At 64.6% G+C, this 12,454-nt stretch carries 11 protein-coding genes; all 11 read left to right on the forward strand.

The window, feature by feature from the left end; genetic code table 11:
* The first annotated feature begins 79 nt into the window (after positions 1-79).
* The 11 genes from chvE (at position 80) to ACQR0Z_RS13115 (ending at position 12,454) form a co-directional block, all read left to right on the forward strand.
* Positions 80-1,150 (forward strand): multiple monosaccharide ABC transporter substrate-binding protein, encoded by a 1,071-nt coding sequence (gene chvE, locus ACQR0Z_RS13065; RefSeq protein ID WP_315721474.1) that lies wholly within the window; start codon positions 80-82, stop codon positions 1,148-1,150.
* A gap of 125 nt (positions 1,151-1,275) precedes the next feature.
* Positions 1,276-2,826 (forward strand): multiple monosaccharide ABC transporter ATP-binding protein, encoded by a 1,551-nt coding sequence (mmsA, locus tag ACQR0Z_RS13070; protein ID WP_434857206.1) that lies wholly within the window; start codon positions 1,276-1,278, stop codon positions 2,824-2,826.
* A 21-nt stretch (positions 2,827-2,847) separates the two neighbouring features.
* Positions 2,848-4,038, forward strand: a complete 1,191-nt coding sequence (gene mmsB / locus ACQR0Z_RS13075) for a multiple monosaccharide ABC transporter permease (protein WP_434857205.1) — start codon at positions 2,848-2,850, stop codon at positions 4,036-4,038.
* Positions 4,039-4,573: 535 nt separating this feature from the next.
* Positions 4,574-4,894, forward strand: a complete 321-nt coding sequence (locus tag ACQR0Z_RS13080) for an STAS domain-containing protein (protein WP_434857204.1) — start codon at positions 4,574-4,576, stop codon at positions 4,892-4,894.
* 1 nt (position 4,895) lies between these two features.
* On the forward strand, positions 4,896-5,261 hold the full coding sequence (locus tag ACQR0Z_RS13085; protein WP_434857203.1) for a response regulator: 366 nt from the start codon (positions 4,896-4,898) through the stop codon (positions 5,259-5,261).
* Positions 5,252-7,306, forward strand: a complete 2,055-nt coding sequence (locus tag ACQR0Z_RS13090; protein WP_434918890.1) for a chemotaxis protein CheA — start codon at positions 5,252-5,254, stop codon at positions 7,304-7,306. The genes ACQR0Z_RS13085 and ACQR0Z_RS13090 overlap by 10 nt, the downstream gene beginning before the upstream one ends.
* Positions 7,296-7,826, forward strand: coding sequence for a chemotaxis protein CheW (locus ACQR0Z_RS13095; RefSeq protein ID WP_434918891.1), 531 nt, complete (start codon positions 7,296-7,298; stop codon positions 7,824-7,826). Before ACQR0Z_RS13090 ends, ACQR0Z_RS13095 begins: the two co-directional genes overlap by 11 nt.
* Before the next feature lie 31 nt (positions 7,827-7,857).
* Positions 7,858-9,867: a methyl-accepting chemotaxis protein gene (locus tag ACQR0Z_RS13100; RefSeq protein ID WP_434877038.1), complete on the forward strand. Its 2,010-nt coding sequence runs from the start codon at positions 7,858-7,860 to the stop codon at positions 9,865-9,867.
* A 55-nt stretch (positions 9,868-9,922) separates the two neighbouring features.
* The gene (locus tag ACQR0Z_RS13105) at positions 9,923-10,747 is read left to right on the forward strand and encodes a CheR family methyltransferase (RefSeq protein WP_434877037.1); all 825 of its coding nucleotides are present in this window, start codon (positions 9,923-9,925) and stop codon (positions 10,745-10,747) included.
* A gap of 26 nt (positions 10,748-10,773) precedes the next feature.
* Complete coding sequence (gene cheD / locus ACQR0Z_RS13110) at positions 10,774-11,385, forward strand: chemoreceptor glutamine deamidase CheD (RefSeq protein WP_434919307.1); 612 nt, start codon at positions 10,774-10,776, stop codon at positions 11,383-11,385.
* A gap of 10 nt (positions 11,386-11,395) precedes the next feature.
* Positions 11,396-12,454, forward strand: a complete 1,059-nt coding sequence (locus tag ACQR0Z_RS13115; protein ID WP_434918892.1) for a protein-glutamate methylesterase/protein-glutamine glutaminase — start codon at positions 11,396-11,398, stop codon at positions 12,452-12,454.

Consider the following 12,454-nt stretch of genomic DNA (forward strand, 5'->3'; position numbering starts at 1 on the left):
ATCGCGTAGTCTCGTTGAAAATCGAAAATCCAAGAGTTCGAAAAGTTCAAGAGTTCGAAAATCCAAGAGGGAGTGAAGCATGCTGAATTTCAAGACCATCATGGCCGCCGCGTTGGCCGGCCTCGGCGCCCTGGCGCTGTCCAGCGCCGCCATGGCGCAGAGCAAGGGCACCGTGGGCATCGCGATGCCGACCAAGTCCTCGGCGCGCTGGATCGATGACGGCAACAACATCGTCAAGGTGCTGAAGGATCGCGGCTACGCCACCGACCTGCAATATGCCGAGGACGACATCCCGAACCAGCTCTCGCAGATCGAGAACATGGTGACCAAGGGTGCCAAGGTGCTGGTCATTGCGGCGATCGACGGCACCACGCTGTCGGACGTGCTGAAGCAGGCCAAGGCCAAGGGCATCACCGTGATCGCCTATGACCGCCTGATCCGCGACACGCCGAACCTCGACTATTACGCGACCTTCGACAACTTCCAGGTCGGCGTGCTGCAGGCGCAGTCGATCGTCGACAAGCTTGGCCTGAAGGACGGCAAGGGTCCGTTCAACATCGAGCTGTTCGGCGGTTCGCCGGACGACAACAACGCCTACTTCTTCTACAACGGCGCGATGTCGGTGCTGCAGCCCTATCTCGACTCCGGCAAGCTGGTGATCGGCTCCGGCCAGAAGGGCATGGACAAGGTCGCGACCCTGCGCTGGGACGGCGCCACCGCCCAGGCCCGCATGGACAACCTGCTGAGCGCCTTCTACGGCAAGAAGCGCGTCGACGCGGTGCTGTCGCCCTATGACGGCCTGTCGATCGGCATCATCTCGTCGCTGAAGGGCGTGGGCTATGGCAGCGCCGATCAGCCGATGCCGGTGATCTCCGGCCAGGATGCCGAGGTGCCGTCGATCAAGGCGATGCTGCGCGGCGACCAGTACTCGACCATCTTCAAGGACACTCGCGATCTCGCCAAGGTGACCGCCGACATGGTCGATGCCTCACTGGCCGGCAAGGAAGTTCCGGTCAACGACACCAAGACCTACAACAACGGCGTCAAGGTCGTGCCGTCCTACCTGCTCAAGCCGGTCGTGGTCGACAAGAGCAACTGGGAGAAGGTCCTGGTCGAGAGCGGCTACTACAAGAAGTCGCAGTTCGAGTGATCTCGGTCTAACAGACAAGCAGCCCTCTCCCCGGTCTTCCGGGGGGAGGGACATCTTATTGGAGCTCGCGCGGCGGGGGCGAGTGGCGCTAGAACTGAGTGGCGTCAGAACAGAGACATGACACGATGACCGCAATCCTGGAAATGCGCAACGTCAGCAAGAGCTTCGGCAACGTGCAGGCTCTGCGCGACGTCAGCTTTGCCGTCGAGCCCGGCGAAATCCACGCGCTGGTCGGCGAGAATGGCGCCGGCAAGTCGACCCTGATGAAGGTGCTGAGCGGCGTCTATCCGCACGGCCGCTACGAGGGCCAGATCATCTTCGAGGGCGAGGAACGCAAGTTCCGCGACATCAATGATTCCGAGGCGCTCGGCATCATCATCATCCACCAGGAGCTTGCGCTGATCCCGCTGATGTCGATCGCGGAGAACATCTTCCTGTCGCACGCGCCGTCGCGCTTCGGCGTCATCGACCGCGACGAGGTCTATCGCCGGACGCAGCAATTGCTCGCGCAGGTCGGCCTGAAGGAATCCCCGGACACCCTGATCACCGATCTCGGCGTCGGCAAGCAGCAGCTGGTCGAGATCGCCAAGGCGCTGTCCAAGCGAGTCAAGCTTCTCATCCTGGACGAGCCGACCGCCAGCCTCAACGAGGCCGACAGCGCCGCGCTGCTCGATCGTCTCGTCGCCTTCCGCGAGCAGGGCATCTCCTCGATCCTGATCACCCACAAGCTCAACGAGGTCTCCCGGGTCGCCGACCGCATCACCGTGCTGCGCGACGGCCGCAGCGTCGACGGCATCGACTGCCGCGCCGAGCCGGTGCTCGAGGACCGCATCATCAAGAGCATGGTCAACCGCGACATGGCGCACCGCTTCCCGGAGCGCCAGCCGAAGATCGGCGAGCCGGTGTTCACGGTCGAGAACTGGACCGTGTTCCATCCGCAGCACTCGGACCGCCGCGTCATCAAGAATGTCGACTTCCAGGTGCGCCGCGGCGAGATCGTCGGCATCGCCGGGCTGATGGGCGCCGGACGCACCGAGTTCGCGATGAGCCTGTTCGGCCGCTCCTGGGGCGTGAACATCTCGGGCCGCGCCCGGCTCGAGGGCAAGGATGTCAATCTCACCAGCGTGCCCGCCGCGATCGATGCCGGCCTCGCCTATGTCACCGAGGACCGCAAGCAGCTCGGCCTGATCCTGGCCGACGACGTCCGCAAGAATATCACGCTCGCAAGCCTTTCCCAGGTCGCGCCGAAGGGCGTGATCGACGACATCGCCGAGCTCAAGGCGGCCTCCGGCTACCGCGGCCGCATGCGCATCCGCTGCTCGGACGTCTATCAGGAGGCGGGCCAGCTCTCCGGCGGCAACCAGCAGAAGGTCGTGCTGTCGAAATGGCTGATGACCGATCCCAAGGTGTTGATCCTGGACGAACCGACCCGCGGCATCGACGTCGGCGCCAAATATGAGATCTACTGTATCATCCAGGAGCTTGCGGACGCCGGCCGGGGTGTGGTGGTGATCTCGTCGGAGATGCCCGAGCTGCTGGGTATCTGTGACCGGATCTGCGTGATGAACGACGGCGCCTTCGTCGGCGAGTTCGCGGGCCCGGACGCGACGCAGGAAAAGATCATGCGCGCCATCATGCGCAACGAAGCCCTTAAGAACCAGGAGACGGCCGCCTAAGCGGCCGGGAGGACACCAGCCATGACCGACAAGACGGTTTCACTCCCGGAAGAGAAGCCCCACGCCGGCTTTCTGAAGAACAATCTGCGCAGCTACGGCATGCTGATGTCGCTGTTCGTCATCATGCTGTTCTTCCAGATCATGACCGACGGCACCCTGCTGCAGCCGCTCAACCTCACCAATCTGGTGCTGCAGAACAGCTACATCGTCATCATGGCGCTGGGCATGCTGCTGGTGATCGTCACCGGGCATATCGACCTCTCGGTCGGCTCGGTCGCGGGCTTCGTCGGCGCCGTCGCGGCCGTGCTGATGGTGCGCTACCACATCGATTTCCCGCTCGCCATCATCGCCTGCCTGATCGTCGGCGCGGCGATCGGTGCGGCGCAGGGCTATTGGGTGGCGTATTTCGGCATTCCGTCCTTCATCGTGACACTCGCCGGCATGCTGGTGTTCAAGGGCCTGGCGCTGGCGCTGTTGCAGGGCCAGTCGGTCGGTCCGTTCCCCGCGACCTTTCAGAAGCTGTCGTCCGGTTTCATTCCAGAGCTGATCTCCGGCGCCGGCAATCTCAATCCGACGTCGCTCGCGATCGGCGCGGTGCTCACGCTCATCCTGGTCTATGCCAGCGTCAAGGGCCGGGCGCGTGAGGTCGAGCACGGCATCGACGTCGAGCCGTTCGGCGTGTTCGCCGCCAAGAACGTCGTGCTCGCCGGCGTACTGATGTACTTCACCTACTTGATCGCCTCGCATCGCGGCCTGCCCAACGTGCTGGTGATCATGGTAGCGCTGATCGCGCTCTACGGCTTCATGACGCGCCGCACCGTGGTCGGCCGGCAGATCTACGCCGTCGGCGGCAATGCCAAGGCGGCCAAGCTGTCGGGCATCAAGACCGAGCGGCTGGTGTTCCTGACCTTCGTCAACATGGGCGTGCTGGCGGCGCTGGCCGGCCTGATCTTCGCCGCCCGTCTCAACACCGCAACCCCGAAGGCCGGTCTCGGCTTCGAGCTCGACGTCATCGCGGCCTGCTTCATCGGCGGCGCCTCGGCCTATGGCGGCGTCGGCCGGGTCGGCGGCGCGGTCATCGGCGCCATGATCATGGGTGTGATGAACAACGGCATGTCCATCCTCGGCATCGGCATCGACTATCAGCAGGTCATCAAGGGCCTGGTGCTGCTCGGCGCCGTCTGCATCGACGTCTACAACCAGCGCCGATAACGACCCACGCACCGCGCCGACGCTTCGGTTTCGGCGATCACCAGAGACGTAAAAAGGCCAGCGTCACCGACGCTGGCCTTTTGCACATCAGCGTGCATCCGTCGCCGGCCCGTAAGATCCCGGTCATTGCTGCGCCGGACCCGTAGTCGTCCGGACCATCCGTTCAGCAATCGACACGGATTCCATTAACACCCGCGTTGCTAACGCTTGGCGAAACGGCCGGGGCGATCACGCATGTCTCACTCTTCACCCATTTCAACGCAGCGCCGACGGCTGCTGCGCACGTTCGAAAGCATTTGCGCCGTCGCGAGGGCGGCGCGTGTTCCACCTCACTTCTGGAAATCGAAACACGCCAGGGTAGATGAGCCGTACTAATACGGCTCTCATATTTAACAATCCAACAATCGCTTTCCGCGAAGTTTGAACGAGTTGACGCGCAAGGGCTGTGTCTGTCGGGTGAACTCAAAGATCGTTTTTTAGTCCGTGGCGCGTTGGCGCCGCGGCCGGAGCTCAAAAGCTCCATGGAATTTCGAGCATGACGGACGCGAACTCGACAGCCCCTGGCTTGACCAACCACGTAGCCGACGGCGCCTACGTGCTGCCGCAGATGCTGGATCTCACGCAAGCCTCCCAGTTGCGCGACGAGATGGTCCGGCTCGCGAGCGCTGGCGATATCGTGCTCGACGCGAGCGGCGTCGAGCGGATGTCCACGCCCTGCGTGCAGATCCTGCTCGCCGCCGCACGCGGCGCGGGCGCGGCCCACAAATCTTTCAAGATCACGCAGGCATCCGAGCTGTTCCGAACGGCGGTGACCGAGCTGGGACTTGGCGACGAATTAGATCATTGGATGGAGTGACATGACCAAGCGAATTCTCGCAGTCGACGACTCGAAGACCATGCGCGACATGGTCTCCTTCACGTTGAAGAAGGCTGGCTTCGACGTGGCGGAAGCCGAGGACGGCAAGGCGGCGCTCAACGTTCTGGGCGGTGGCAAGTTCGATCTGATCATCACCGACCTGAACATGCCGAACATGGACGGCATTACGCTGATCAAGAATGTGAGGGCCGGCAGCCAACATCGTGCGGTGCCGATCCTGATCCTGACGACCGAGAGCGATGGCGCCAAGAAGGCCGACGGCAAGGCGGCGGGCGCGACGGGATGGCTGGTGAAGCCGTTCAATCCCGAGCAACTGATCGCGACGGTCAACCGCGTATGTCCGTAACGTCAGACCAAGAAGCGTATCCCGTCGCGCAGTTCCGCAAGACCTATTTCGAGGAATGTGCGGAGCTGCTGGACGCGTTGCAGTCCAATCTCGAACTGCTGTCCTCCGGGCAGGAGGACGACGAGACGCTGCATGCGATCTTCCGCTCGGTGCACTCGATCAAGGGCGGCGCGGGCGCATTCGGCTGTACCGACCTGGTCGCGTTCTCACACACGTTCGAGAGCCTGCTCGACGCCTTGCGCGACCACAAGATCGCTGCGTCCCAGGAGATCCGGCAGCTGTTGCTGCGCGCCAGCGATGCGCTGGCGGACATCGTGACGGCAGCGCGGCTGGAGCAGCAGCTGCCGCCGAACTTCGCCAGCGACATCAGCGTGGCCATGCAGGACGCGCTCCAGGGCGCCGGGCAGGCCTCTGGTGCGGCTCCGGCCCATGTCGCCGTCGAGACGAAGTCGCTCGGCGAACAGAAATATCGCATCAAGTTCCGGCCGCACACGGAGATGCTGAAGAAGGCCAACGAGCCGCTGCTGCTGATCCGTCAGCTGCGCAAGCTCGGTACGCTGACGACCGTGGTTGACAGCTCCAGCCTTCCGGCGCTGGGTCAGCTCGATCCCGAGGCGGCCTACTTCAATTGGACGTTCACCTTGGAGACGGCCGTCCCGCGCGGCGCCATCCAGGATGTCTTCGAATTCGTCGAGGATGATTGCGATCTCGAGATCGAGCAGCTCGAATCGGCCGCAAGCGCGGTCGAGACAGTGGCCGGTGAGCCCGGCGGAGCACCGGCTCCCGCCGTTTCGGCCGTCAGCGTCGCGCAATCGATCCGCGTCGACGTCGACAAGGTCGACCGCCTGGTCAATCTCGTCGGCGAGCTCGTGATCAGTCAGGCGATGCTGACGGAGCAGGGCCTTTCGCTGCCGGCCGACAAGTATCCGCAGCTCATCCAGGGTATCGAAGCACTCGCCCAGAGCGCGCGCGAGTTGCAGGAAAGCGTGATGGCGATCCGCGCGCAGCCGGTGAAGTCGGTGTTCGCGCGCATGCCGCGGATCGTGCGCGAGCTCGCCGCCACGCTCGGCAAGGAGGTGCGCATCATCACCTCCGGCGAGATGACCGAGATCGACAAGACGGTCATCGAGCAGCTCAACGATCCGCTGACCCATATGATCCGCAACGCGCTCGATCACGGCATCGAGCCGCCGGCCGAGCGGCTCGCCGCAGGCAAGTCGCGGCAGGGAACGATCCATTTGTCCGCCGCGCAGCGCAGCGGCCGCATTGTCATCGAGGTGTCGGATGACGGCCGCGGCATCAACCGCGAGAAGATCCTGGCCAAGGCCAGGGCGCGCGATCTCGTGCCGGCCGGCGCCAATCTGAGCGACGACGAGATCGACAATCTGATCTTCCTGCCGGCATTCTCGACCGCCGACGTGATCTCGAACATCTCTGGCCGCGGCGTCGGCATGGACGTGGTCAAGCGCAACGTGCAGGCGCTCGGCGGCCGCATCTCGGTGCGCTCGCGCTTCGGGCAGGGCTCCTCATTCATCTTGTCGCTCCCGCTCACGCTCGCGGTGGTCGACGGCATGGTGGTTTCGGTCGGGCGCGAGACGTTCATCATTCCGCTGGTGGCGATCGTCGAGAACCTGCGGCCGCTGGCCGCCGACATCCATCCCGTGGTCGGCCGCGGGCACGTCCTCGCCTTGCGAGGGGAATATCTGCCGCTGGTCTATCTGCATCGCGTGTTCTCGATCGGCGATGCCATCGGCGATCCCTGCCGCGGCATCGTGATCATCGTGCAGAGCGAAAGCGCCGGCCGCGTCGGCATCGTCGTCGACGAGCTGCTCGGACAGCAGCAGGTCGTCGTCAAGAGCCTGGAGGCCAACTACGAGCCGGTCGAGGGCATCAGCGGCGCCACCATTCTCGGCAACGGCCGCGTTGCGCTGATCCTCGACGTCGCCCGGCTGCACGAGATCGACGTCCGCGGCACGCCCGGACGGCTGCCCGCGCCGGAGCCATTGACAGCTGAACTCGCAAAGGACCTCACCCATGCAGCCTGACAACAAGCCGGCCGTCGGTTTCGGCCTGGACGCGGCCGTCGGCGAGAACGTGCAGCAATTCATCACCTTCACGCTTGGCGCGGAGGAGTACGGCATCGACATCATGGTGGTCCGCGAGATCAAGGGCTGGACCGAAACGACCATGATCCCCAACGCGCCGTCACATGTGCGCGGCGTGATCAATCTGCGCGGCATCATCGTGCCGATCTTTGATCTGCGCGCGCGGTTCGGCACCGGCGTGACCGTGCCGACCAGCATGCACGTGGTCATCATCGTTGCGGCGGGAACGCGCACCGTCGGCCTCCTGGTCGATACCGTCTCCGACATCATCTCGGTCGATCCCAAGGAGATCCGCGACGTGCCCGAGATGGGCATGCCGGTCGAGGATCAGTTCCTGGAGGGGTTGGTCGCGATTCAGGAGCGGATGGTGACGTTGGTGTCGCTGTCCGGCCTGTTCGGAATGTCGGCAGAGTCAGTCAAGCGTAAGGCCGCTCCGGCCGATGCGGCGGCCGCCGCCTGAACCCATCACAGGACATTTTTGCGAGATCGTCATGAGCGACACTTACGAGGACAACATCATGCAGGACTTCACAGCCGACGGCGCTCCGGGCGAAGACAGCGCAAAGCCGAAGGCGCGCTCGCGCTCGCGCAGCAGCCGGCCGCAGCCCGCCGCTAAGCCGTCCGCTCCCAGGCAACCCGCTGCCCCGCGTGACGACCTGATGACCATGGTCGCCGAACGCGTCACCAGCGCCGTGATGCTGGTCGACAACGACCTCAAGATCACCTACCTCAACCACGCCTCGAAGCAGCTGTTCAACCAGCATCTCGCGGAGTTCCGCAAGGTCTGGCCAAGCTTCGATCCGAACGGGATGCTCGGAACCTGCATCGACATCTTCCATCGCAACCCGGCGCACCAGCGGACGATGCTGGCCAACCCAGCCAATCTGCCATTCAAGACCGACATCTCGGTCGGCCCGCTCAAGATCTCGCTGAGCGTCAATGCGATGCGGGGCGCCCAGGGCAGCCACGGCTTCATGCTCGAATGGGCCGATGTGACCGACATCCGCAGCCAGGCCTCGCAGCTTGCCGCGATCGATCGCTCGCAGGCGATGATCATGTTCGCGCTGGACGGAACGATCCTGGACGCCAACGACAACTTCCTCACGTCGATGGGGTACTCGCTGGCCGAGATCAAGGGCCATCATCACTCGATGTTCGTCGAGCCGGCCCACCGTCAGAGCGCGGAATACCGCCTGTTCTGGGACAAGCTTGGCCGCGGTGAATATGAGGCCGGCCAGTTCAAGCGGCTCGGCAAGGGCGGACGCGAGATCTGGATCCAGGCGAGCTACAACCCGATTCTCGACCAATCCGGCAAGCCGTTCAAGGTGGTCAAATACGCCGCCGACATCACCGATCAGGTGAGGGCGTCGGAATCGCTGCAGGCCGCGGTGCGGCAGACGCAGGCCGTCGTCGATGCGGCCAAGAACAACGATCTGCGTGAGCGCATCCCGATGGAGGGCAAGAGCGGCGAGATCGCCCAGCTCTGCGAAGGCGTGAACGGGCTGCTCGACGCGATGTCCGCCGTGCTCGCCGAAGTGTCCGAGAGCTCCCACACGCTGTCGAGTGCTGCACGCGAGATCGCCAACGGCAACACCGATCTGTCACAGCGGACCGAAGAGCAGGCGGCCAGCCTCGAAGAGACCGCGGCCAGCATGGAGCAGCTCACCTCGACCGTTCGGCAGAACGCCGAGAATGCCCAGCAGGCGAACAAGCTGGCGTCCTCGGCGTCGGACGTCGCGATCAAGGGGGGCACCGTGGTCGCCGAGGTCGTACAGACCATGGAAGGCATCACGCATGCCAGCCGCAAGATCGCCGACATCATCGGCGTGATCGACGAGATCGCATTCCAGACCAACATCCTTGCCCTCAATGCGGCGGTCGAGGCCGCGCGTGCCGGCGACCAGGGCCGCGGCTTCGCAGTGGTCGCCGCCGAGGTGCGCAACCTCGCGCAGCGCAGCGCCAATGCGGCCAAGGAGATCAAGGGACTGATCTCCGACTCGGTCTCCAAGGTGGAGTCCGGTTCGCGCCTGGTCGACACCGCCGGCAAGACGATGGAGGACATCGTGCAGTCGGTGAAGCGCGTCACCGACATCATGGCCGAGATCTCGGCGGCGTCGCAGGAGCAGCGCGGCGGCATCGAGCAGGTCAACAACGCCGTGACCCAGATGGACAAGGTCACGCAGCAGAACGCCGCGCTGGTCGAGGAAGCCGCCGCCGCCGCCAAGTCGATGGAAGAGCAGACCGAGACGATGGCCGAGATGGTCAATCGCTTCGTGATGCTGCCCGAATTCGATCGCGGGCGGCCCTACGCGGCCAAGACCGGCAATCCGGTGGTCGACCGCTCGCTCGGCGCCGGGAAGGACAAGCTCGCAACGATGCGCAGCGCGACCGCCAAGCCGGCGCCCGTGCGAGCGCCGTCCCCCCCGCCTCGCAGTTCTGACGGCGAGACCGCGCGCCGGCGTGTGGTCGGGGCGGGCGATGTGGACTGGAAGGAATTCTGAGCCGTAGAGACGCCCCCGCTTGCGCGGGGGCGTCTCCCCGAAGGCCAGGGAGATCATGGTGCAGGAACAGTACGCGCTCGAGGACAAGGACTTTCGCAAGCTGTCGAAGCTTGTGATGGACACGGCCGGCATCGTGCTGAGCGAGCGCAAGCGTGCCTTCATCCATGGTCGGCTCGGGCGGCGGCTGCGCGCGCTCGGCATGTCCAATTTCTCGCAGTATTGCCGTCTGCTCGAGAGCACCAAGGGCGACGACGAGCTGCGCAATTTCATCAACGCGGTCACCACCAACCACACCAACTTCTTTCGCGAGGCCCACCATTTCGACTATCTGTCGCAGGTGATCCTTCCCGCCCTGGTCACCCGCAATGCGCAGACCGAGCGCGTGCGTATCTGGTCGGCCGGCTGCTCGACGGGTGAGGAGCCCTACAGCATCGCGATGACGGTCGCGGCCGGCCCGCGGGTCCTGATGGACTGGGACCTGAAGATCCTCGCCACCGATCTCGACACCAACGTGACGGCCCATGCCGCAGAGGGTGTCTATGAGCTGGACCGGACAACGAGCATTCCCGAGACCCACCGCAAGCGCTTCACGCGGATGCGGGACGGCAACGTCGTGATGAACGACGAGCTTTGCGATCTCATCACCTTCGCGCACCTCAATCTGCTCGGCCCCTGGCCGATGTCGGGGCCGTTCGACGTCATCTTCTGCCGCAACGTGGTCATCTACTTCGACAAGCCGACCCAGATGCGGCTGTTCGACCGCTACGCGGATATCCTCAAGCCGGACGGCTGGCTGATCATTGGCCATTCGGAGAACCTGCTCGGCGTCACCGACCGTTTCGAACTGGTCGGCCGAACGATCTACCGGAGGATCCGATGACCGAGACCAGGACAAGACGGCGGACAATGGCGGCGGGGGCGGCGACCGATGAGGTCTCCACCGGCAGCCGGCGCTATCGCGACAGCCGCTTCGACGCGGTCGCCATCAAGGTGTTTCCTGGCGAGCACTATGTCACCGATGCCGATGACGAGATGCTGGTCACCGTGCTCGGCTCCTGCGTGGCGGCCTGCATCCGCGATCCCAAGACCAAGGTCGGCGGCATGAATCACTTCATGCTGCCGGAGAATTTCGGCGCCTGGGGCAATGCGTCCGACAGCATGCGCTACGGCAACGTCGCGATGGAGCGGCTGATCAACGACGTGCTCGCGCGCGGCGGCGCGCGCCGCCGGCTCGAGATCAAGGTGTTTGGCGGCGCCAACGTCCTCAACGGTGTGGCCAAGGTCGGCCACCGCAACGCGGATTTCGTCGAGGAGTATCTCGCGGCGGAAAATCTGCCGATCGCGGCAAGCCATCTGCGTGGCTCATCGCCGCGCCGCGTCCACTACTTCCCCGCGACCGGCCGCGTGATGCTGCTCGAACTGCCGCGCATCGAGCAGGAGGCGCTGGTCCGTCACGAGACGTCCTACAAATCCAAGATCCAGGTCGAGCCTGTCGCCGGATCCGTCGAGCTCTTTTGAGGCAGTAGACATGAGTGCCATTCGCGTTCTGATCGTCGACGACTCAGCCTTCGTGCGCCAGGTTCTGACCGAGATCCTGTCGAGCGATCCCGGAATCGAGGTCGTGGGCGCCGCTCCGAACCCGATCGTCGCGCGCGACATGATCAAGAGCCTCAATCCCGACGTCCTCACGCTCGACATCGAGATGCCGCGCATGGACGGCCTGGCGTTTCTCGACAAGATCATGGCGCTGCGGCCGATGCCCGTGCTGATGATCTCGTCGCTGACCCAGAAGGGTGCGGATACAGCGGTCCGGGCGCTGGAGATGGGCGCGTTCGATTGCGTGGCAAAGCCGGTGATCGGACTGGTCGAAGGCCTGCCGGCGATGCGCGACGAGATCGTCAGCAAGGTGAAGGCGGCTTCGACGGCAAAGATTCGCGCGCGGGCCGGCGAGCAGGTGCGGCCGATCCAGCGGCCGGGGGTCTCGTATAATTCGTCCGAGAAGATCATCGCGATCGGCGCGTCGACCGGCGGGGTGGAGGCGCTGCAGGAACTCGTGATGGCGTTTCCGTCGGACGCGCCGGCCGCGGTCGTCACGCAGCATATGCCGGCGATGTTCACGGCGTCGTTCGCGAGCCGTCTCAATCAGCTGTGCGCGGTCACGGTGAAGCAGGCGGTCAGCGGTGAGCGCGTGCTGCCGGGCCATGTCTACATCGCACCCGGCGGTTTCCACATGGAGCTGGCGCGCAACGGCGCGAACTACGTCTGCCGCGTTCACGACGAGCCGGCCGTCTCGGGCCATCGCCCTTCGGTGGACGTTCTGTTCCGCTCCGTCGCGCATGCGGCCGGCCCCAATGCGATCGGCGTGATCCTGACCGGCATGGGCCGCGACGGCGCGATGGGCCTGCTGGAGATGCGCTCGGCGGGAGCGCCGACCATTGGCCAGGACGAGGCGAGCTGCGTGGTCTACGGCATGCCCAAGGCCGCCAAGGAATGCGGCGCGGTCGAAGCCGAAATGCCGCTCAACAAGATTGCAGAACACGTTCTCAAGCGGTGCGAAACCCTCGCGGCGCGTGGCGTCAGGGTGTAG

Source organism: Bradyrhizobium sp. HKCCYLS3077 (genome assembly GCF_051167555.1).
Classification (GTDB): domain Bacteria; phylum Pseudomonadota; class Alphaproteobacteria; order Rhizobiales; family Xanthobacteraceae; genus Bradyrhizobium.